At 69.5% G+C, this 21,383-nt stretch carries 18 protein-coding genes and 3 pseudogenes; 17 read left to right on the top strand and 4 right to left on the bottom strand.

The genetic code is table 11. The annotated features are described in order from the left end of the window. Positions 1–150 precede the first annotated feature (150 nt). Positions 151–381 (bottom strand): hypothetical protein, encoded by a 231-nt coding sequence (locus ACGFT1_RS14000; RefSeq protein WP_373909174.1) that lies wholly within the window; start codon positions 379–381, stop codon positions 151–153. A gap of 131 nt (positions 382–512) precedes the next feature. Between ACGFT1_RS14000 and ACGFT1_RS13995 the strand changes: the two genes are divergently transcribed. Beyond that, positions 513–1,343, top strand: a complete 831-nt coding sequence (locus ACGFT1_RS13995; RefSeq protein ID WP_373909173.1) for a M55 family metallopeptidase — start codon at positions 513–515, stop codon at positions 1,341–1,343. Between the two features lie 335 nt (positions 1,344–1,678). Here the strand turns inward: ACGFT1_RS13995 and ACGFT1_RS13990 are convergent, their stop codons facing one another. Beyond that, positions 1,679–3,091 carry an MFS transporter gene (locus tag ACGFT1_RS13990; RefSeq protein ID WP_373909172.1) on the bottom strand — a complete coding sequence of 471 codons (1,413 nt, stop codon included), beginning with the start codon at positions 3,089–3,091 and terminating at the stop codon, positions 1,679–1,681. Between the two features lie 227 nt (positions 3,092–3,318). Between ACGFT1_RS13990 and ACGFT1_RS13985 the strand changes: the two genes are divergently transcribed. From ACGFT1_RS13985 to ACGFT1_RS13955, 7 genes and pseudogenes are all read left to right on the top strand, one after another. Further along, positions 3,319–4,209: a helix-turn-helix transcriptional regulator gene (locus ACGFT1_RS13985; RefSeq protein ID WP_373909171.1), complete on the top strand. Its 891-nt coding sequence runs from the start codon at positions 3,319–3,321 to the stop codon at positions 4,207–4,209. Between the two features lie 630 nt (positions 4,210–4,839). Next, positions 4,840–6,240 (top strand): UvrD-helicase domain-containing protein, encoded by a 1,401-nt coding sequence (locus ACGFT1_RS13980; RefSeq protein WP_373909170.1) that lies wholly within the window; start codon positions 4,840–4,842, stop codon positions 6,238–6,240. Then, positions 6,237–6,935, top strand: coding sequence for a DarT ssDNA thymidine ADP-ribosyltransferase family protein (locus ACGFT1_RS13975; protein WP_373909169.1), 699 nt, complete (start codon positions 6,237–6,239; stop codon positions 6,933–6,935). The genes ACGFT1_RS13980 and ACGFT1_RS13975 overlap by 4 nt, the downstream gene beginning before the upstream one ends. A 46-nt stretch (positions 6,936–6,981) precedes the next feature. Continuing rightward, positions 6,982–8,685 carry an ADP-ribosylglycohydrolase family protein gene (locus ACGFT1_RS13970; RefSeq protein WP_373909237.1) on the top strand — a complete coding sequence of 568 codons (1,704 nt, stop codon included), beginning with the start codon at positions 6,982–6,984 and terminating at the stop codon, positions 8,683–8,685. A gap of 104 nt (positions 8,686–8,789) precedes the next feature. Beyond that, positions 8,790–9,265: pseudogene (locus ACGFT1_RS13965) on the top strand (transcriptional regulator); the annotation flags it as partial. After that, the gene (locus tag ACGFT1_RS13960; RefSeq protein WP_373909168.1) at positions 9,262–9,816 is read left to right on the top strand and encodes a flavoprotein; all 555 of its coding nucleotides are present in this window, start codon (positions 9,262–9,264) and stop codon (positions 9,814–9,816) included. The pseudogene ACGFT1_RS13965 and the gene ACGFT1_RS13960, both read left to right, overlap by 4 nt. 247 nt (positions 9,817–10,063) lie before the next feature. Beyond that, complete coding sequence (locus ACGFT1_RS13955) at positions 10,064–10,891, top strand: hypothetical protein (RefSeq protein WP_373909167.1); 828 nt, start codon at positions 10,064–10,066, stop codon at positions 10,889–10,891. Between the two features lie 410 nt (positions 10,892–11,301). Here ACGFT1_RS13955 and ACGFT1_RS13950 read toward each other — a convergent pair. Then, positions 11,302–11,562, bottom strand: a pseudogene (locus ACGFT1_RS13950) (mobilization protein); the annotation flags it as partial. A gap of 71 nt (positions 11,563–11,633) precedes the next feature. On the opposite strand from ACGFT1_RS13950, the pseudogene ACGFT1_RS13945 reads away from it, so the two are divergent. Then, a pseudogene (locus ACGFT1_RS13945) lies at positions 11,634–11,965 on the top strand (site-specific integrase); the annotation flags it as partial. A 31-nt stretch (positions 11,966–11,996) separates the two neighbouring features. Here ACGFT1_RS13945 and ACGFT1_RS13940 read toward each other — a convergent pair. After that, entirely contained in the window at positions 11,997–12,434 is a 438-nt protein-coding gene (locus ACGFT1_RS13940) for a hypothetical protein (RefSeq protein ID WP_003974483.1), read from the bottom strand. A gap of 729 nt (positions 12,435–13,163) precedes the next feature. On the opposite strand from ACGFT1_RS13940, the gene hemL reads away from it, so the two are divergent. From hemL to ACGFT1_RS13900, 8 genes are all read left to right on the top strand, one after another. Next, positions 13,164–14,483 carry a glutamate-1-semialdehyde 2,1-aminomutase gene (gene hemL, locus ACGFT1_RS13935; protein WP_373909236.1) on the top strand — a complete coding sequence of 440 codons (1,320 nt, stop codon included), beginning with the start codon at positions 13,164–13,166 and terminating at the stop codon, positions 14,481–14,483. Continuing rightward, positions 14,480–15,175, top strand: coding sequence for a histidine phosphatase family protein (locus ACGFT1_RS13930; protein ID WP_373909166.1), 696 nt, complete (start codon positions 14,480–14,482; stop codon positions 15,173–15,175). Before hemL ends, ACGFT1_RS13930 begins: the two co-directional genes overlap by 4 nt. A gap of 165 nt (positions 15,176–15,340) precedes the next feature. Next, complete coding sequence (locus ACGFT1_RS13925; RefSeq protein ID WP_373909165.1) at positions 15,341–16,633, top strand: hypothetical protein; 1,293 nt, start codon at positions 15,341–15,343, stop codon at positions 16,631–16,633. A 117-nt stretch (positions 16,634–16,750) separates the two neighbouring features. Further along, a complete protein-coding gene (locus tag ACGFT1_RS13920) occupies positions 16,751–17,341 on the top strand; it encodes a TlpA family protein disulfide reductase (protein ID WP_373909164.1) in 591 nt (196 codons plus the stop codon). 1 nt (position 17,342) lies between these two features. Continuing rightward, the gene (locus ACGFT1_RS13915) at positions 17,343–18,122 is read left to right on the top strand and encodes a cytochrome c biogenesis CcdA family protein (RefSeq protein ID WP_373909163.1); all 780 of its coding nucleotides are present in this window, start codon (positions 17,343–17,345) and stop codon (positions 18,120–18,122) included. Between the two features lie 3 nt (positions 18,123–18,125). Next, complete coding sequence (locus ACGFT1_RS13910; RefSeq protein ID WP_373909162.1) at positions 18,126–19,826, top strand: cytochrome c biogenesis protein ResB; 1,701 nt, start codon at positions 18,126–18,128, stop codon at positions 19,824–19,826. Then, positions 19,823–20,902 carry a c-type cytochrome biogenesis protein CcsB gene (ccsB, locus tag ACGFT1_RS13905; protein ID WP_373909161.1) on the top strand — a complete coding sequence of 360 codons (1,080 nt, stop codon included), beginning with the start codon at positions 19,823–19,825 and terminating at the stop codon, positions 20,900–20,902. Before ACGFT1_RS13910 ends, ccsB begins: the two co-directional genes overlap by 4 nt. Before the next feature lie 62 nt (positions 20,903–20,964). Continuing rightward, positions 20,965–21,381 (top strand): SRPBCC domain-containing protein, encoded by a 417-nt coding sequence (locus tag ACGFT1_RS13900; protein ID WP_373909160.1) that lies wholly within the window; start codon positions 20,965–20,967, stop codon positions 21,379–21,381. The last annotated feature ends 2 nt before the right edge of the window (positions 21,382–21,383 follow it).

Here is a 21,383-nt window from a genome sequence, read left to right as displayed (position 1 = left end):
ACGGGGTCCCGGGCTCAGGTGGCTTGCGGGGCTCTCAGCGCTTACGGGGCTACGGGACTTATGGGCCGGAGGGGAGCCCGCGGGTTCAGGGGCTGACGGTTCCGACGCGCGGACCGCCGTCCCAGCCGCCGCCGTCGTACCGGGCCGCCGTCAGCCGCCGCCGCCGCGCCGGGCCGCCGTCAGCAGCCAGGCCAGGTTGCCCACCGCCGCCCCGGCGGCCACCGTCGCGACGATCACCCCGCCGGTCGCCAGGCCGTCGCTGAACAGGTGCGGGCGCCGGTCCAGGCTGTGCAGGCCGAAGCCGCACAGCTCGTACACGCCGACGGCGGCGATCGCGAGGCTGATGACGAGAACGGTCAGCGTCGGAGCGAGACTGCGCACACAGACCTCCCCGGCGGGCTCCGCTTCCGTGATGTCCTGCATGGATCCCCCGATGAACAGACGTGTGAAGAGCCCGGTGGCCGCTGGCGGTTGGGAAACTACAATACGTAGGGCGCGTTAGGGTCGACGCCGTGCTGATCTACCTGAGCGTGGACATGGAAGGCATCACCGGGCTCGTCGACGCCGACGACGTCCAGCCGGGCGGCCGGGACTACGAGCGGGGCCGCTCCATGATGGCCGAGGATGTGAACGCCGCCGTACGGGGCGCGCTGGCGGCCGGTGCCACCGGCATCCTCGTCAACGACGCCCACGGACCGATGCGCAACCTGCTCCCCGAGGCCCTGCACCCGGCGGCCCGGCTGGTGCGCGGCAAGCCCAAGCGGCTCGGCATGCTGGAGGGTCTGACCGGGGAGTACGACGCCGCGCTGTGCGTCGGCTACCACGCCCGGGCCGGCACCCCGGGCGTCCTCAGTCACAGCTTCATGGGGCACGAGATCGAGGACATGTGGCTGGACGGCCGCCCGGTCGGCGAGATCGGCCTCGCCCACGCCACGGCGGCGGCCCTCGGGGTGCCGGTGGTGGCCCTCACGGGTGACGACGCGGCGTGCGCGGAGATGACGGCGTGGGACGCGTCGGTCGCCACCGTGCCCGTGAAGTACGCCCGCGACCGGTTCGCGGCCGAGCTGCGGCCCCAGGCGGAGGCCCGCAAGGCCATCGAGGAGACCGTCGCGGGGGCGCTGACCGCGGCCCCGCCCCGCCCCGGGCCGTCCACGGCCGAGGCCACGCTCACCGTCCGCTGGCAGTCCACCTCGGTGGCCGCCACCCTGCTCGGCATCCCCGGCGTGACGGCCGACGACGCGCGGACGGTCCGCGCGACGGACCGGCTGCCCGCGCTGTACCGGCAGTTCTTGGTGTGGACGCGGGTGGCGGCGTCGCTGACCGGCCAGGCGCCGTACTGCTGACCGGTCGGCCGCCGTACTCGACGGCAGGGGCACCGCGACCGCCGCCCAGCTCCTTCAGGGCCGCCGGGTGGTCGCGGCCCACTGCGACAGCTGGGCGCACTTCACCGAGAGCCGGGACGACGCGGTGCGGGCGTTCGAGGAGGCGGGACTGGCGCACGTGCTCCAGCCGGCCTGACCGGCAGGCCACCGTGTCGCGCACCGCAGCCGGCCTGACCGGCAGGTCACCGCGTCGCGCGCCGCAGCCGGCCTGATCGGCAGGTCACCGCGTCCCGCACCGCAGCCGGCCTGACCGGCAGGTCACCGCGTCCCGCGCCGCAGCCGGCCTGACCGGCAGGTCACCGCGTCCCGCGCCGCAGGAGGAGCCCGCCAGTGAGCGTGCCGGCGAGGGCGACGGCCGCGTTCACCGCGATCGCGGTCCGCAGCCCGCCGAGGACCGCCACCGCGCCCGTACCCGACATCGCGGCGGTGGCCACGGCGCTCATCACCGGGGTGCCCATCGTGATGCCGATCTGCTGGGTCATCGTCGCCAGGCCGGTGGCCAGGCCCTGCTCGTGGTCGGCCAGCCCGGACGTGGCGGTGACCATGAAGCCGACGATGACCAGCATGTTGCCCACCCCGCCCGCGAACGTCGCCGCCAGGAGCAGCCAGAGCGAGGAGTGGCCGGTGCCGAGCCCGAGCAGGGCCGCCGTGAACAGAGCCTGCACGAGACCGCCGGCCAGGATCACCCGGGGCGCGCCGAACCGGCCGATCACCCGGGGAGCGACGGACCCGCCGATGACGGTTCCCGCGCCCAGCACACCGAACGACAGCCCGGCGGCCAGCGGGGAGAAGCCGAGGACCTGCTGCAGGTAGAGGGTCAGCAGGAACACCAGCGACGTCTCGGTCAGGAACGCGACCAGCCCGACGACGTTGCCCCATGCCACCGACCGCTTCCCGAGCACGCCCATCGGCACCAGGGGCGCGGGCACCCGGCGTTCGACGGCCCGGAACGCCAGCAGCAGGACGGCCCCGGCCGCCAGGGGGATCAGCGTGGCCGGTGCGCCCCACCCGTGCTCGCCGGCCTGTGTCAGACCGAGGACGACGGCGAGCAGCCCGAACGTGACCGTCACCGCACCCGGCACGTCCAGCTCCGGGCGTTCCTCGGGCCGCGACTCGGCGACGACCGCGGGCGCGACGAGGAGGACGGCGAGCGCGACCGGCACGTTGACGAAGAACGCCCAGCGCCACGACAGCAGGTCCGTCAGCAGGCCGCCGAGGACCGCCCCGGTGGTGAAACCGGCCGACATCAGCGCCCCGTTGAGCCCGAGCGCCCTCTCCCGCAGCGGACCCTCCGGGAACGACGTCGTCAGCAGCGACAGCCCCGCGGGGGTCACCGCGGCGGTGGCCAGCCCCTGGCACACCCGGGCCGCGATCAGCACCCCGGGGCTCTGCGCCAACCCGCCCGCCAGCGAGGCCGCTGCGAGGACGACGAGACCACCCAGGAACAGCCTGCGGCGGCCGAAGAGGTCGGCGACCCGGCCGAACAGCAGGGTGAACCCGGCGGCGCACAGGGCGAACGACGTGCCGATCCACTGGAGGTGGGCGAGGGAGAAGCCCAGGCCGGCGCCGATCACCGGCAGGGCCACGTTCAGGATGGAGAAGTCCACGGCCAGCATGAACTGGGCCGCGAGCAGCAGCACGAGCACCAGGCGGAGCCGTGGGGTGAGGGCAGTGGGCGTACCCGCGGACGGTGCGACGGTGACGGACATGACGAGGAGATCCCCTCTGTGCGGCGGAGTTGCGCGGTACGAGCTCGTCCGTCCCGGCCGGGGCGGAGTCACGCGGTACGAGACTCGTCCGCCCCGGCCGCCCCAGCCAGCACCGCCTCCTGACCACCCGTCGCGAGGGTGGTCATCACAGGACCACCCACGGATGTCCCCCGGCCGTGCCCCGGCGGGCAGGATGGACCACGACCGCCCGACACCCGGAGGCACACATGGACGCCCTGTCCGAGCTGGGAGACTTCCTCAGGTCCCGCCGTGGCGCGCTGCGGCCGGAGGACGTCGGTATCGCGACCGCGCCGGCCCGCCGCCGGGTCGCCGGACTGCGCCGCGAGGAACTGGCCATGCTCGCGGGCGTCAGCATCACCCACTACACCCGCCTCGAACAGGGCCGCGCGGCCGGCGTCTCCGACTCCGTGCTGGAGGCGATCGCCCGCACCCTGCGGCTCACCGACGACGAGAGCGCCCACCTCAAGGACCTGGCCCGCCCGGTCACCGGGCGCCGCCCCGGCGGATCCCGCGCCGAGCACGCCACCCCGTCGGCCCGGCAGCTGCTCGCCGCCATGACGGACGTACCGGCGCTCATCCTCGACCGGCGCGGCGACGTCCTCGCCTGGAACCCGCTCGGCCACGCGCTGCTCGCCGCCCACCTGCCCCGCGAGGCCCCTCACACCGCGGCGGACCGGCCCAACCTGGTACGGATGCTGTTCCTGGACGAGCGGTACCGGAACCTGTACGCCGACCTCGAGGAGGAGGCCCACCTCGCGGTCGCCTCCCTGCGCCTGGTGTCGGGCCGCCACCCCGACGACCGCGCCCTGGCCGAGCTGATCGGCGGGCTCTCCATACACAGCGACGAGTTCACCGCCCTCTGGGCCCGGCACCCGGTCCGCACCTGCACCTCGGGCGGCAAGTGCCTGCACCACCCGGTGGTCGGCGCGCTGCACCTGAGCTTCGAGAACCTGTGCCTGCCCGGCCCGGCGGGCCAGCGCCTCATCACCTACACGGCCGAACCCGGCACCCCGTCCGACGCGGCCCTGCGCCTGCTGGCGAGCACGACCACGCCCCCGAGGCCGGCCCCCGCCAGCCCCCACCCCGAACCCGCCTGACCACCCGGGCCGCCATGATCGTGCCGGCCGCCGCCCCCCGAGGACTTCGAGCTGCCGTCCGCCGGACCCGGTCCACTGCTGGCGACGCGTCGGTATGGAACGCTTCACGAAGCCCGCGCAAGTGACGACACGGGCGTAGGCGGCACCTCGGTGAACCAACGCCGCACACCGAGAGGGCGAGGTCCGAAGGCCCCTCCGAGCCCCGTCAGACCCCAGGTCAGGGCCAGACGAGGCAATAAGGCTGATGCCCCGCCTCATGCAGCCGGTGGCTGAAGTCCTGCCACTCGTGCAGCGATTGGGGGTGGGAGGGCGCTGACCTGGGGTTTGTCAGTGAAGTGTGCGTTGACCTGCGGAGACTCCTCTCGGTAGTTCTCACGGGTCAACGCCGTTTCCCGGGCTCATGTGCCCTGGACGTGCCCTAGGGGTGACTGTCTAGACAGGGGCCCGCGGCGCTCGTGCCGATGCGTTGCGCGGCCGCCAGCAGTCTGTGCGAGTTACGTTACGCACCACCGCAGCGGCTACGGACTACGGCAGAGGGGCGTCCTGCGGCTTCGTTGAGGGCGGCGATTTGGAGAGAACAGATTGTGGATCACCTGTACCAAGTGGCCATGGACGCGTCATAATGGCGTGATGGGGCTTTCGTTACCTGACCCGAAGGGTCACCAGCGGGACGTCGTCTTCCTGAACGAACGCGGTCACTGCGTAGTTCTAGGCACGGCGGGCAGCGGCAAGACGACGATGGCGGTCCATCGGGCGCATTATTTGGCCACGGCCCCCGGTATCGGAGGCCGTACCCTGTTGGTCACCTTCAACAAGGCTCTCGTTACCTATCTCAGGGGTATGGGCACCGCTTCTCCGAACCTGCAGATCGAGACCTACCACACCTTCGCACGTGGTTATCTCGCTCACCGCACCAAAGCGTCGGTTCACATATGCAAGTCCAAGAAGCAGATGGTTGAACGGGCGCTGGCGGAGGTGCGTGAGCGCCACACCTCCCGGGCAGTTGTTCATCGCCCGCTCGATTTCTTCCTGGACGAGCTGCATTGGATGGTCGGGCACGGCATAGTCGACCAGCAGACGTATGTGGAAGGCCGCGCCCGCCGGGTTGGCCGGGGCAGGCCACTTCAACAGCCTGACCGCGAAGTCGTCTTCGAGGTCTACCAACGGTACGTACTGTTGCGTGCCAAAGCCGGGTACGAGTATGACTTCGAAAACATGGCGTCGATTGTCCTGGCCGCCCTCAAGGGTGACCCCACCAAGCGGCTTTACCGGCATGTCGTCGTTGATGAGGGTCAGGACTTTACGCCCGAGATGATTCGAAGCCTCGCGGCGGCAATTCCCGATGACGGTTCACTGACTTTCTTCGGGGACTACGCGCAGCAGATCTACGGGAGTCGAATGTCATGGCGCTCCCTGGGTCTTCATGTGTCAAATGTCGTGGAATTCGCCCACAACTATCGCAACAGTCGTCAGGTCGCCCAACTCGCTCAGTCTCTATCGGACATGCCGCACTTCAAGGATGACGTCGATCTGGTCCAGCCGACTGGAGCGGCGGCCGACGGCCCGAAACCCACCGTCCTGGAGACTGCAGGCAAGGAAGAGCAGCTCGTTCAGGCGGCGCGAAATGCCCTGGCGCTCGGTGTGGACCGCCAGGTAGCGATCCTCATGCGTACCCGGGACCACGAGGACAAACTCCGGTCTCTCCTCGACCGAGGTCGTGTCCCCGTTCGGCGCCTTCACCGTGATCTTGCACGCTGGACCGACGAGCCAGGAGTGTTCTATGGGACCTACTCCGCGGCGAAGGGGTTCGAGTTCGATTCGGTGATCCTTCCGTTCTGTGATGCGGACGAGCTGCCGAAACCGAGTGAAGTGGAGGCCCATGGCCTCGACGAAGCCAAGGCGCGTGAGGCCCGGCAGCTGTACGTGGCCATCACGCGGGCTCGCATGGACCTCATCATGCTGCACTCAAGCAAGCTGACAGATCTGCTGCCGAATGAGATGTCCGACCTGTATGTGCGGGTGGGCTCGTGAGCGACGTCCTTGAACAGGCCCAGGCCCGCGGTATCACCCGTCTGTGTCATCTCACCAAGTCGACCAACCTGTCCCACATCCTCGACACCCGGCAGATACGTCCTGTGGCCGCCCTGCAGACGGCAGCCGACGCCTTCCGGCCTGCCGACACCCAGCGCTTGGACGGCGCACTGGAGTTCACCTTCCTGAGCGTGGAATATCCGAACACCTGGTACCTGGCCCAGGCGGCGAGCCGGGACCGCCATTTCCAGGACTGGGTGGTTCTCACACTGGACGCTGACCTGCTCGCTACTTCCGGCGCGCGGTTCTGCCCCTACAACTCCGCACGGGACAGGAGCGCCGGCGCCCGACCTGGTGTCGACGGCTTCAACGCCATGTTCGCGTCCACGGTGACCGGCAAGGTGGCCCTGCGGCGAGAACATGGGCATCCGTCCTGGTGGCCCACTGACGACCAGGCAGAGGTACAGATACCTGGAACTATCCCCCTGTCCGCCGTTCGCTCCGTCATCGTCCGGGACGAGGAGCAGGCCGAACTGGAGCACTTCAGACATGCTCAGTTCGGCATGGCGGCTCTGCTTCCACCTCTGGTTGTCGCACCCTTGCTCTTCGACAAATACGTCCTGAGCCGCTCGGTGCGCTCTGGGAAACGACCGCCGGAGAGCCCGTACATCCCCCGAACAACTCTGGCAGAGTGAACACGTGAACGCTGAGCTTCACCCATGGACCGACAGAGCCTGTGGCATGCTCCTCGGGGCAGCCGTCGGGGACGCCATGGGCTGGCCTTACGAGCGGCGGGACCGGACACGCTCACTTCCGCCACTCAGCCAGGTCTCGGGCCGATTCTTCGCCTGGCAGCGGATGGCCAGCAGCCGATTCCGTCCGATCCTTGAGGACATCGGGCCAGGCGAGTACAGCGACGACACCCAGATGCTCATCGCCGTGGCTCGTGCTCGCCTCACAGCAGGAGACGACTGGCTCACCTGGTTGCAACGAGTCGAGTGGCCCTTCCTCCTCGACTACGAACGTGGTGCCGGAGCCAGCGTCAAGCGTGCCTGCCGCGCCTGGGAGAAGCATGAATCGGCCTGGGGCAAGAGAGCCGGCGACCAGGAGAAGTACTTCAGTACGGGGGCCAACGGCGCGGCCATGCGCATCGCGCCGCACGTCATAGTCCACCGCGAGGGTTCCTTCGGCGACCTGGCCGCCGACGTGGTTCGTGACGCCGCGACGACACACGGGCACCCGCGGGCCCTGCTGGGTGCCTTGGTGCATGCGTACGCCCTGTGGACCAGCTTGCGACAACCCGCGCCATTGGCTTACGGCTGGCTCGTCGAAGCAACACTGGACGGTCTGAAGGACTGGCGGGAACCGGTATGGCAAGGGCTGGACCGGAACTGGTTGGATGCCGCTGCGAAAGCGTTCCCCGGCGGCTACGAGCCGGGCTGGGACGATGCCGTACAGGAGGTGGAGGATCTTCTCAATAGCGCACGGTCCTCGCTGGACAGCGGTGCGCTGAGTGCGCCCTCCGCCTTTCTCGAACAACACGGCCTCACTCGGCCGAAGACGCGTGGTTCGGGGACGTTGTGCGCGGTCGCAGCCATTTACCTCGCGGCCCGTTCGGCCGCCAGCCCGGAGCGTGGCATCGGTGTACCCGCGCGCCAGGAGGGCGCGGACACGGACACGCTGGCATCCATGGCCGCCAGCCTGCTCGGCGCAGGTCTGGGCCAGGAATGGATGGGCTCGTTAGGGCGAACTGTTCAGGATGCGGCCTTGCTCGTCACGCTGGCCGAGAGTCTGCTTAGTCCTGTGTCTCCGACCCTATCCCTGCCTTCTCGTGACGCGGCTGGCGAAGCTCGGTCGCGGTTCATCGAGGAGCTCGACAAGGCCGACACCCGAGCCGGTCTGACGCTCCCGGACCGACGCGAAGCACGTGTGGTCGCAGCAGGCACCCTAACGTCCGGGAACTGGACGGCGCGACGTACTCATCTGGTCACCACAGATGGTCAGAACCTTTTCTTCATCCGCGGGATCCAGCGGGCGGAAGCGGAAGGTGTCTACGAAGCCCCTCGTACCGAGGCGGCGCCGGCCGGCGAGCACCGATGGCCACCGAACCAGATCCGGCTTCAAGGTGCCTACCTGCCCGTCGCCGACATCGGCCGCGTGACGGCGGCCCTGTCCGCCCTCGGGTTGAGCGCGCACCGCCGCGGAAGCGACTGGGTCTCCTACGAGAACCTCGTAATCAGGCAGGTGCACACCAGAGAAGACGCTACGGGCGTTCCGGGCGTGCAACTCCGGGTTGCCATCGACGATGCCCCAGCGGCTTGGGAGCGTCTGCGCAGACTGGGATTCGACGGAGCGGTGCAACGCGAGGGCGACGCCCTCTGGGCACAGATCGACCCTTATCTGATCGTCGCCGTCAACAATGCCGAGCCGCCCGCTCGCCCATGAGCGGAAGGGGGCCGTCAGTCAGCCCAACTCCTCACGGGCGGCCTGGAGATCGTCTACCAGAAAGGCGTCTTGAGACCACTGCCCGGGCCATGCGGCAAGTAAGTGCCGCCGTTGGACTGTTGCTCCTGCGCGGTGTGACCGCGGCCAGCAGCCGCGGTGATTGCGCGGCCACGAAGGAATTCCTCACCGAGGCGAAAGAAGTCTCGCGATGCGTCACTCTCGACCGGCCCGACGCCTGGGCCACCTTCAGCCCGACCAACGTCGCCCTGCATGAGCTGAGTGCTCTGGTGGCTTTCGGCGACGCCGGCCTCGCCCTTCAGGCGGCCCGGCCCCTTATGCGCCGGCACATCCCGGTCCCCGAGCGCCGGGCCGCACTATGGTCGAGGCGGCCCGCGCCTACAGTCAGCAGGGCCGCCTGGCTGACGGCTACCACGCCCTGCGTATCGCCGAGACCTGCGCTGCCCAGGACATCCGCCGTCCTGATGTCCGCAACCTGGTCGCGGATATGGCAGCCCGCGACCGCCGACGTACCCTGCCGGAACTGCACCGCTTCAGCCGCCAACTGGGAGTCCCCGCGTGACCGAACCGACCGCCTCGGACAAGAAGCCCTTCCTGTACGTCGTCGTGTGCGCGAGCGGTGTCGCCGGTGACGTCGGCAAGCTGATCACGGCCGCCCAGGAGGCGAACTGGGATGTCGGCGTCATCGCCACACCGCAGGGGCTGGGCTTCATCGACAACAAGGCGATCGAGGTACAGACCGGCTACCCGATCCGTTCCGCCTGGCGTTCACCGGGAGACCCGCGCCCACTGCCCCCGGCGGACGCGATCGCCGTGGCTCCCGCCACCTTCAACACGATCAACAAGTGGGCCGCCGGGATCTCCGACACCCTCGCCTTGGGCATCCTGTGCGAGGCGTACGGCATGGGCATCCCGACCGTGGCACTGCCCTACCTGAACTCAGCCCAGGCCGCCCACCCTGCCTATCAGCAGAGCCTGGACCGTCTGCAGGGGATGGGCGTCCTGATCGGTTCGTGCGAGCCGCACCGGCCGAGGGTTGGCGGAGCGGCGGATCGTTTCCGGTGGGAGGAAGCCCTGGAGCTGCTGGGACCATTCGTCAACATGGTGCGGTGACACCGTCCTTCTCGAGGAGTGGGACGCCTCGATCAGCGCCAAGGCACGTTCCGTTCCGGAACAGCAAGGACCGTTCCGCAATGGAACACGGCTGGTCCGGAAGTAGCAGGGGAAATGCCGCAAGCGTTCACTGAGTGAACGCCCCGAGTGAAGAAAGGCTGCGCAGACCTTGGCCGGGACAGATCACGAGACGGACGAAGAGGCCACCGCTCCTTCGCCTACGACCATAGAACAGCTCGTCCGTCGAGTGCGCACACCGCTGGTCGCCTCCCTCGGCATCGTCATATCGGTGGTAGTTGCTTACGCGGCCTGGGCACTGCTGGAAGGCAATGGCCCCGCCTATGACAACCCCGAACGCAGTGCCTGGCTGGAAACAGCGACCACGACCGCCGCCGTCCTCCTCGGCATGTCCGGGGTCATCTTCTCCGTGTTGTGGGCGGCGAGCCGTTCTTTCGCCAGCGAGGCCGAGAGTGCACGTCAGCGTGTAGAGAACCCCGACTCCTCTGTCCACATCTACGGCAGTGGTTCGCGGGTCTACATCCATCCCCGCGGATCGCGCTCCGAGCATGGTGGAACCGCAGCGCTCCTGGAGCCCGACGCGCAGGCGTCGATGCTGACCCAGATTTACTCCCATGGGCTCGCACAAGCCAAGGTCAGCTTCTTCGTCAGTATCGTCTTCGGCATGGTCGGGTCGGCAGTCCTCCTGACCGGAGTCGGCCTGGCGATCGGGCACGCCGACAGCAATGGGAGCCGATACGCGGCGATCGTGACACAAACCGCTGGAGCGGTCATCAACCTCCTGGCCGGAGTTTTCTTCCTACAATCCAACCGAACTCGCCGAGACATGGGTGCGCAGGGCGTGATGCTCCGCGACGACGGCCGCTTCGACCGCAGGCTGAAGGCCGCGAGCGTCCTGTCCGACAACATCAGCGATGAGCCTCTCCGTAATCGGGTGCGTGCCGAAATGGCCCTGCAGCTCGTCGGCGGTCAATTCGACACGTCGGCGGCTGACGACAACGAAGGTGCGCCCACCGAATCAACGTCTGCGGATGAGGCATCGACTACTGGTACTTGACGCCAGATCACTGAGCTGTCGCAGGTCTGATTCGGAGCCCGCTCGCGTCGCGACATCGGCTACGGATGTGGGGCATGACGGCATGTGGGAGCGGATGTTCGACGAGTTGAAGGCCCAGGCAAGCCCGCCTCCGCAACATTGACGAGGTGCGGGCAGCGGTGATCATCGACAGTGCCGTTCAGAGCCTGAACGGCACCTGCGCTCAGACTCTGAACACACCACCTGTTCACGTCCTGAACCTCTTCGGGTAGTTCAGGTGGCGCGGCCGGGCTGCTGGGGACAGTGTGGGCGTCTCTCGCATGCCTGCCGGTGGCCGGGCTCCGGCGGGTAGTGCTCGGTCGCCGGGTATGGGGCGTCGAGTGAGGCGTTCGATGCGCCAGGTCAGCGTGCGTGCTGAGGAGCGGGCGTCGTCGACTTGCTGCGATGACCGCGAGGATGGCCGCGTCGAGGAACATGGCCAGCAGGGCTCCGTCACGCGGTGCCCGCTGTGTGCGCATGGCTCGGATAGCGCCGCGCAGGACGCGGGCGTGAGTGTGTTCGGCCTGGACGCGGGATCGGGTGGCGCGTTCGAAGGCCGCGGCGGCCTGGCGCAGGTGGGGGCGGATCTCCTTGGGGGCGAGGACGGGCAGGGCGTCGAGGAAGTCCCATCCCAAGCCCACCGAGGCCGAGTGCGGCGAACACAAGAGCCGTACGAAGCCCATGGTCCCCACCGCCGACCACGGCATCGGCAAGCGCTGGCACGCTTGCTGCCGCCCTCAAGGCCCACCTGAAGGAGTTCCCGCCCGCCGAGGTCACCCTGCCCTGGGCCAAGCCGGACGGTGATCCGAAGACCTTCCGTCTCCTCTTCGTCGACGCGAAGGGACGGGCCTACAACCGCAGCGTCTTCAACATGGGCGGCTGGAAGCGCGCCCTGGCCGCCGCCGGCGTGATCCCTCCCCGAGAGCGGGGCGCGCCTACCTCCACTCGGCCCCGGAAGACGGCATGCACGCCCTCCGGCACGCCTACGCCTCCGTGCTCCTGGACGCGGGGGAGAGCATCAAGGCGCTCTCCGAGTATCTCGGCCTGCGAGGCCCGAAGACCCCGCCCATCCACCAGTAACCGCAGCTCAGGGCCAAACCAAGCAGTATGGCTGATGCCCCGCCTCATGCAGCCGGTGGCTGAAGTCCTGCCACTCGTGCAGCAGCTGGTACACGTTGAACGCGTCGCGTGGGCCGCCTCGGTCCGGGACCGTCGACCAGATGAACGCCGCCGCGCCCACCGCTTCCTCGCCGATGCCCCGCAGGGGGTCCACGACCGTCATGGGGAGCTTGACCACCGCGTAGTCGGGGTGCAGGACCACCAGTTCGAGGGGTGGCACCTTGTGCAGGGGGACGCCCTCGATGCCGGTCAGGACCATCGCGGCCATCGTCTCCGGCTTGATCTTGGTGAACATGCCGTTCATGCCCAGCTCGTCGCCGCCGAGTTCCTCGGGACGCATCGAGATGGGAACGCGGGCCGCGGTCGCACCGTCCGGCGCGCCGAAGTATTTGTATGTCACCCCCACCCGACCACCATTCCTGCTCTCCGCCCGGAGGCGGTCGACCCGGCGGTCGGCCGCCCGGTCCGGACTGCCGTCCCGCCGCGGCTCCGGTCCGCGGTCCGGTTCGCGGCCGGGGGCAAGGTCCGGACCGCGGTCCCGCCCGCGATCCAGTTCACGCTCCAGTTCGCGGTCCAGCTCCCGGTCGATCCGCCGGTCGTACCGCTCGGGCTCGCTCGGTACACCCTGTGCCTGCCGGGCATCAGCCTGCCATGTGTCGGACGGCCGCGTCTCCGACTGCCGTGCGTCGGCCTGGCGTGTTTCCTGTCGTCTTTCGGCCGTTTCCTCCGCGTCGCGCCGGTGCCTTCCCCGCCGGGCACGTCGAGGACCCAGGTCGTCAGTCCCCTCGCCCAGTCCGCCACCGCGATGCATATCTCCACCCGACTGCTTTTCTAGGACGCACGGCCCCCGCCGCGCAACCCGATCATCGTGTCAGTGACCTCCCCCACGGCCGCCCGCCGAAACGTGCGGTGGAACAACAGTCCACGGGATCCGTCCGGCCCCTGATCACCCGGCTTCTGATGATTACGTGCGCAGGAGCTGTGTGTATCAGGTGCCAGTCTCGCAGATGGCCGCCGGACGGCGGCGCCGCGATCCCGAGGCCGCCCGCGGTCCGGCCGGGGCGCGGCCTACCCTGAGGAGGTCCCCCCGCAACCGGAGTCCGAGAAGCCGGAGAAGACGCACGTCATGAGCGCCCTGAGCGAAACGCCCTATCCCTACGACGCGCCCGCCTCACAGGCGCTCTTCGACCGTGCCTCCGCCGTCACCCCGGGCGGGGTGAACTCCCCGGTGCGCGCCTTTCGCGCCGTCGGCGGCACTCCCCGCTTCATGGTGTCGGGCAAGGGGGCCTGGCTGACCGACGCCGACGGGCGCGAGTACGTCGACCTCGTGTGTTCCTGGGGGCCGATGATCCTCGGGCACTCCCACCCCGAGGTGATCGCCGCCGTCCAGGATGCCGTGGCCCGCGGTACGTCCTTCGGCACGCCCGGCGAGGGTGAGGTCGCGCTCGCCGAGGAGATCGTCGCCCGCGTCGAGCCCGTCGAGCAGGTCCGGCTCGTGAGCAGCGGGACCGAGGCCACCATGTCCGCCATCCGGCTCGCCCGCGGGTTCACCCGGCGGTCGAAGGTGATCAAGTTCGCCGGGTGCTACCACGGGCACGTCGACTCGCTGCTCGCCGCCGCCGGGTCCGGGGTGGCCACGTTCGCCCTGCCCGACACGCCCGGTGTCACCGGTGCGCAGGCGGGCGACACGATCGTGCTGCCGTACAACGACCTGGAGGCCGTGCAGGAGGCCTTCCACCGGCACCCGGGTGAGATCGCCTGCGTGATCACGGAGGCCTCGCCGGGCAACATGGGCGTCGTGCCGCCGGACCCCGGGTTCAACCAGGGGCTCCGGGACGCCTGCCGGGAGAACGGCGCCCTGTACATCTCCGACGAGGTCATGACCGGGTTCCGCACCAGCCGCGCCGGGTGGTACGGGATCGACGGGGTCAGGCCGGACCTCATGACGTTCGGGAAGGTCATGGGCGGCGGGTTCCCCGCCGCGGCGTTCGGCGGCCGGGCCGACGTCATGGCCCACCTCGCCCCCGCGGGGCCCGTCTACCAGGCCGGCACTCTCTCCGGTAACCCGGTGGCCACCGCCGCCGGGCTCGCCCAGCTGCGGCTGCTGGACGACGCGGCGTACGAGACCGTGGACGCCGTCTCGGCGCAGATCCGGTCCCTCGTCGGCGAGGCGCTCACCAAGGAGGGGGTCGCGCACCGGCTCCAGACCGCCTCCAACATGTTCTCGGTGTTCTTCACGGACCGGCAGGTGCGCACCTACGAGGACGCCAAGCGGCAGGAGTCGTTCCGCTTCACCGCGTTCTTCCACTCGCTGCTGGCCAACGGCGTCTACCTGCCGCCGTCGTCCTTCGAGTCCTGGTTCGTGTCCACGGCCCACGACGAGCGGGCCATCCAGAAGATCGCCGACGCCCTTCCGGCGGCGGCCCGGGCGGCTGCGGAGGCCACAGCGGCATGAGCAACAGCAAGGACATCACCGTCGTCCACGTCATGAGGCACGGCGAGGTCGAGAACCCGGACGGCATCCTGTACGGGCGGCTGCCCGGGTACCACCTCTCGGAGCTGGGGCGGCAGATGGCCGACCGGGTCGCCGAGCACCTCGCCCCGCGGGACGTCACCCATGTCTGCGCCTCGCCGCTGGAGCGGGCGCAGGAGACGGCCACGCCGATCGCCAAGGCGCACGGTCTGGACCTGGACACCGACGAGCGGCTGATCGAGGCCGAGAACGTCTTCCAGGGCAAGACCTTCGGTGTCGGGGACGGCGCGCTGCGCAAGCCGGACAACTGGAAGCACCTCGTCAACCCGTTCCGGCCGTCCTGGGGCGAGCCGTACGTCGACCAGGTCGTGCGGATGATGGGCGCGCTGAACGCGGCCAAGGACCGGGCGCGTGGACACGAGGCGGTGCTGGTCAGCCATCAGCTGCCGATCTGGATCGTGCGGTCGTACGTCGAGCGGCGGAAGCTGTGGCACGATCCGCGCAAGCGGCAGTGCACGCTCGCGTCCCTGACGACGTTCACCTACCAGGGCGACAGGATCGTGTCGGTCGGTTACAGCGAGCCCGCCATCGATCTCGTGCCGGTCCATCTGCGCGCCGGCGCCAAGCCCCTGAAGGGCGGGGGCACGGCCCAGGGCAAGGCCTTCGGCGCCTGACCGCACGGACCCCCGCGCGGACTCGTGGGAACACAGAGTCCGATTGGTGTGACTTACGGTATTGCGCCAGGGATATTGCGAAAAACATAAGAATCACAGGAACCTCCCCGATCTTCGCGCCCTCTGACTGGGTGACACCAGCAGGCGTGACGATCGGGGATCTCCATGCGCACCTTCTCCCGCACCCTCTCCCGGAGGGGAGCACTCGGCCTCGGCGCCGGCGCGGCGGCCGCCGCCTCGCTGGCCGGGTGCGGGAGCTCCACGTCCTCGGACGGCACCGGGCACCCGAACGGTTCCGGAGCGGGGAAGAAGGAGCAGGGCAGCAACGGCGGCACGCGCCCGGCGCGCCCCATCGGCGACGGCTCGACCTCCTTCACCGGCCGCCAGCCGCACCAGCCGGCCAAGCCCGAGCCGCTGGAGCCGGGCCAGACCCCGCCGCAGTTCGTGGTCTTCTCCTGGGACGGCGCCGGCGAGGTCGGCAACGGCCTCTTCCCCCGCTTCCTTGACCTGGCCAAGGAGCACGGCGCGAGCATGACCTTCTTCCTCTCGGGGCTGTATCTGCTGCCCGAGGCGAAGCGGCGGCTGTACGAGCCCCCGAACAACCCGCGCGGTGCCTCGGACATCGGCTACCTCACCGACCCGCACATCAAGGCCACGCTGGCCAACGTGCGCCGGGCCTGGCTGGAGGGCCACGAGATCGGCACGCACTTCAACGGGCACTTCTGCGCCGGTCACGGCACGGTCGGCAACTGGACCCCGCAGCAGTGGGGGAGCGAGATCCGGCAGGCCAAGGCGTTCGTGAAGGAGTGGCGGACCAACACCGGGTGGACCGATCTGCCGTCGCTCCCCTTCGACTACGACAAGGAGCTGACCGGCGGCCGTACGCCCTGTCTGCTCGGCCAGAACAACCTGCTGCCCACCGCGCGTGAGCTGGGCTGGCGCTACGACGCCTCCTCGCCGGGCGGCCGCCAGGTGTGGCCGGTGAAGAAGCTGGGGATCTGGGACCTGCCCCTGCAGCAGATACCTTTCCCCGGACGCTCGTTCGAGGTCCTGTCCATGGACTACAACATGCTCGCCAACCAGTCCGTGAACTCGACCAAGGCGCCCGCCTACAACTACCCGGCCTGGCGCAAGCAGTCCGCGCAGGCGTACATCCAGGGGTTCCAGCGGGCGTACGAGACGAACCGGGCGCCGTTCTTCATCGGCAACCACTTCGAGCAGTGGAACGGCGGCATCTACATGGACTCCGTCGAGGAGGCCTTCCTGCACATCGCGCGGGAGAAGGAGAAGGGCGCCGACGTCCGGCTGGTCTCCTTCCGGCAGTACGTGGACTGGATGGACGTACAGAAGCCCGAGGTGCTCGCCCGGCTGCGGACGCTGGAGGTCGGGCAGCGGCCCGCCGGGGGGTGGAAGCAGTTCCTGCGGGGCGGCAAGGCCGCCTCCTCCGACGCCGCCTGAGGGGGCCGGTATCGGCTGTTGTCTGGAATGTCCCTTGTAAATACGCCCTGAAATGCGGTTTTCCGCCCGGCAGGGGGGTGCGCGAGACGCGCGGAACAGGCATGCGAAACTTTTCACATGAGTACCCGTAGCCGCGCCGTCCTGCTCAGCGCTGTGGCCGCCGTCGCGGCCCTGACCGTGTCCGCGTGCGGTAAGGGCGGTATCTCCGGTGGCGGCGGCGACACCAACTTCGTCACCGGCAACAACGGCATCGACACCGTCCCGGCCGGCAAGCGCGCCGTCGTCCCCGACCTGTCTGGCAAGACCGTCGACGGCAAGTCCCTCGACGTCGCCGACTACCGGGGCAAGGTCGTCGTCATCAACGTGTGGGGCTCCTGGTGCGGACCGTGCCGGGAGGAGGCGAAGTACTTCGCCCAGGTCTCGAAGCGGTACGAGGACAAGGGTGTCCAGTTCGTCGGGATCAACACCCGCGACGGCAGCACCATCCCCGCGCTCGCCTTCGAGAAGGCGCGCGGCATCACCTACCCGAGCCTGTACGACCCGACCGGCCGGCTGATGCTCCGCTTCAAGAAGGGCACCCTGAACCCGCAGCTCGTCCCCTCCACGCTCATCATCGACCGGCACGGCAAGATCGCCGCGCGCGCCCTGGAGCCGCTCGACGACACGACGCTGCTGAAGATGGTCAAGCCGGTCCTCGCGGAGAAGTGACGTGAGCGCACTGCTGACGCTGGCCGCGGAGACGGGCCAGGGCCGCAACCAGACCGTCCTGCACGGCGCCCTGCTGGTCTCCCTGCCGATCGCCCTGCTCGCCGGGCTGGTCTCGTTCTTCTCGCCCTGCGTGCTGCCGCTGGTCCCCGGCTACCTCTCCTACGTGACGGGGGTCGCGGGCACCGACCTGGCCGAGGCCCGGCGGGGGCGGATGGTGGCGGGCGCCTCCCTGTTCGTGCTCGGCTTCAGCGCCGTGTTCGTCTCCAGCGGTGCGCTCTTCGGCTTCTTCGGCGCCAGCCTGATCGACTACCAGGGCACCCTGTCCAAGGTGCTCGGCGCGCTCATGATCGTCATGGGCGTCTTCTTCATGGGGCTGCTGCCCTGGTTCACCATGCGCGAGTTCCGCTTCCACAAGCGGCCGACGGGCAGCCTGCTGGGCGCGCCCGTCCTCGGCGCCCTCTTCGGTGTCGGATGGACGCCCTGCATGGGCCCGACCCTCTCCGCGGTGAACTCCCTGTCCTTCCAGGAGTCGAGCGCCGCGCGCGGGTCCCTGCTGATGCTGGTGTACTGCGTCGGCCTCGGCGTCCCCTTCGTGCTCACCGCGATCGCCTTCCGCAAGGCGCTCGGCGCCTTCGCCTGGGTCAAACGCCACTACGTGTGGGTGATGCGCATCGGAGGCTCCATGATGATCCTGACCGGTGTGCTGCTGCTGACCGGCGCCTGGAGCGGTCTCATCCAGCAGATGCAGACCTGGTCCGACGGCTTCGATGTGGGGATCTGACCGATGAGCAAGACCGACACCGGCACGAGTGCGGAGCAGGAGGACCTGGGGGCCGCCGGCTCCCAGCTGTCCACCGCGCCGCAGGAGGAGCAGGCCGCCCCTGCCGGCTTCGGGGCCGTCGGCTGGGTGCGCTGGTTCTGGCGGCAGCTGACCTCCATGCGGGTCGCGCTGCTGCTGCTCCTGCTGCTCTCGCTCGGCGCTATCCCCGGCTCGCTGATCCCGCAGACCGGCGCCGACGTGAGCAAGGTCGACGACTTCCGCGCCGCCCACCGGACGCTGGCGCCGGTCTACGACAAGCTGGGCCTGTTCCACGTCTACAGCTCGGTGTGGTTCTCCGCGATCTACATCCTGCTCTTCGTGTCCCTCGTCGGCTGCATCATCCCGCGCACCTGGCAGTTCGTCGGCCAGCTGCGCGGCCGTCCGCCGGGCGCGCCCAAGCGGCTGAACCGGCTGCCCGCCTACACGACGTGGCGTACGGAGGCCGACCCCGAGCAGGTCCGCGGGGCCGCGCTGGCCCTGCTGAAGAAGCGCCGCTTCCGCGCCCATGCCGCCGGCGACGCCGTCGCCGCCGAGAAGGGCTATCTGCGCGAGGTGGGCAACCTGGTCTTCCACGTCGCCCTGATCGTGCTGCTGGTCGCCTTCGCCTCGGGCCAGATGTTCAAGTCCGACGGCACCAAGCTGATGGTGGAGGGCGACGGTTTCTCCAACACGCTGCCGCTGTACGACGACTTCAAGTCCGGCAGCCTGTTCCGCAACGACGACCTCGTGCCGTTCAGTTTCGACCTGAAGGACTTCACGGGGACCTACGAGCTGACCGGCCCCAACCGCGGCACTCCGCGGACCTTCCAGGCGCGGATCCGCTACAGCGAGGGCGTGAACGGCAAGGAGCGGACGACCACCGTCAAGGTCAACGAGCCGCTGAAGATCGACGACGCCAAGGTCTACCTCGTCAGCCACGGCTACGCCCCCGTCATCACCGTCCGCGACGGCAAGGGCAAGGTCGTCTACCGCGCCCCCGTGCCGCTGCTGCCCCTCGACGGGAACGTCACCTCGCAGGGCGTCATCAAGGTCATGGACGGCTACCGCGACGCCAGGGGCGCCGAGGAGCAGCTCGGCATCAAGGCCTTCTTCCTGCCCACCTACGGCGGGGCCGGCATGGAGATCGCCTCGGCGTTCCCCGCACTCCTGAACCCGGTGCTGAACCTGGAGCCGTACCACGGCGACCTCGGTGTCGACTCGGGCATCCCGCAGAGCGTGTACCAGCTCGACAAGACGCACATGAAGGACTACAAGGACGCCAAGGGCGCGCAGCTGCGGATGAACCTGAAGCCCGGCCAGACCATGAAGCTGCCGAACGGCGCCGGGTCGGTCACCTTCGAGAAGGACGTGAAGGAGTGGGCCGGCTTCGAGATCGTCCAGGAGCCGGGTGGCGGCTGGGCGCTCGGCGGTGCCCTCGCCGCGATCTTCGGTCTGGCCGCCTCCCTGTTCATCCAGCGCCGCCGCGTGTGGGTGCGTGCGGTGCGCGGCGCCGACGGCGTCACGGTGGTGGAGATGGCCGGGCTCGGCCGCAGCGAGTCCGCGAAGGTGCCCGAGGAGCTGGGCGACCTCGCCGGCGTCCTCTACGACCAGGCGCCGGGGGCACCCGTCCCCGGCGACGGCTCCGCACAATCCCCAGTCGTACCTGCCGAAGGGGCTGAGAAGTGACTCTCGCCGCCGCAACGAACGAACACCTCGCGAGTATCAGCAACACGCTGATCTACTCGTCGATGGCCGTCTACACCCTGGCGTTCTTCGCGTACATCGCGGAGTGGCTGCTGGGCAGCCGCAGCAAGGTGGCCCGGACGGCCGCCGCGCTGACGGCGCCGGCGGGGACCGCGCAGGGCCCGGCCGTCACCGTGCGGCAGGCCGGCGGGACCGCCGTGCTGGAGCGGCCGAAGGTCGTCGTGCGCTCGGCGTCCGGCGCGCGGGACGTGCCGGACGGGCCGGGCGCGCACGGCGGGGACGCCCAGGGTGACCTGTACGGCCGCATCGCCGTCTCGCTCACCGCGCTGGCCTTCCTCGTGGAGCTGGTCGGCGTCGTCGCTCGCGCGGCCTCCGTGCAGCGGGCGCCGTGGGGCAACATGTACGAGTTCAACATCACCTTCTCCACGGTCGCCGTCGGCGTGTACCTCGCGCTGCTGGCGCTGAGGAAGAACGTGCGCTGGCTCGGCCTGTTCCTCATCACGACGGTCCTGCTCGACCTGGGCCTCGCGGTCACCGTCCTGTACACGGCCAGCGACCAGCTGGTGCCCGCCCTGCACTCCTACTGGCTGTACATCCACGTCTCCACCGCGATCTTCTGCGGCGCGGTGTTCTACGTCGGCGCGGTCGCCACGATCCTGTACCTGTTCAAGGACTCGTACGAGAACAAGCTCGAGAGCGGCGGCCGGCCCGGCCGGTTCGCGACCTCGGTGCTGGAGCGGCTGCCCGCCTCCGCGTCCCTGGACAAGTTCGCCTACCGGGTGAACGCGGCCGTCTTCCCGCTGTGGACGTTCACGATCATCGCGGGCGCGATCTGGGCGGGCGACGCCTGGGGCCGGTACTGGAACTGGGACCCGAAGGAGACCTGGTCCTTCATCACCTGGATCGGCTACGCCTGCTACCTGCACGCGCGGGCCACGGCCGGCTGGAAGGGCCGAAAGGCCGCCTACCTGGCGATGATCGCCTTCGGCTGCTGGCTGTTCAACTACTACGGCGTCAACATCTTCGTCACCGGCAAGCACTCGTACGCGGGCGTGTGACGCGGCCGGCCGAGGGCCCGTGACCGCGTGCGCATCCCAGGTGCCGGGGGCAGGCTGGTGTCATGAGCGGTTCCATCGCACAGGGCATCAGCCAGACGCACGGGAACACGCACATCCTGCACTTCACGGTGCGGCTCCCGCGGCGCATGGAGGACGTCTGGGCCACGCTGGCCACACCCGAGGGGCTCGGGGCCTGGCTCACCCCCGCCGATGTGCTCGAACCCCGGCTCGGTGGTGCCGTCACCCTGCGCGACCTGGGCAGCGGGGAGATCACCGCGTGGGACGTGGACCGGGTCGCGGAGTACACGGTCAGGGGCGGTGGCCGGATCCGGTTCCATCTGGAGCGGGACGGGGAGGGCGGCACCGCCCTGCGGTTCACGCACGAGTTCCAGGGCGAGGAGGCGTCGGAGCGGGGCTGGCGAGCCCATTTCGAACGGCTGATCGCCAATCTGGAGCCTTCCCGCCCCGCGCAGCCGTAGCC

Origin of the sequence: Streptomyces sp. Y20 (assembly GCF_043195475.1) — a bacterium.
In the GTDB taxonomy this organism is placed as follows: Bacteria; Actinomycetota; Actinomycetes; order Streptomycetales; family Streptomycetaceae; genus Streptomyces.
The sequence above is the reverse complement of the archived record's forward strand: the minus strand, read 5'-3'. Positions and strand labels throughout refer to the sequence as shown.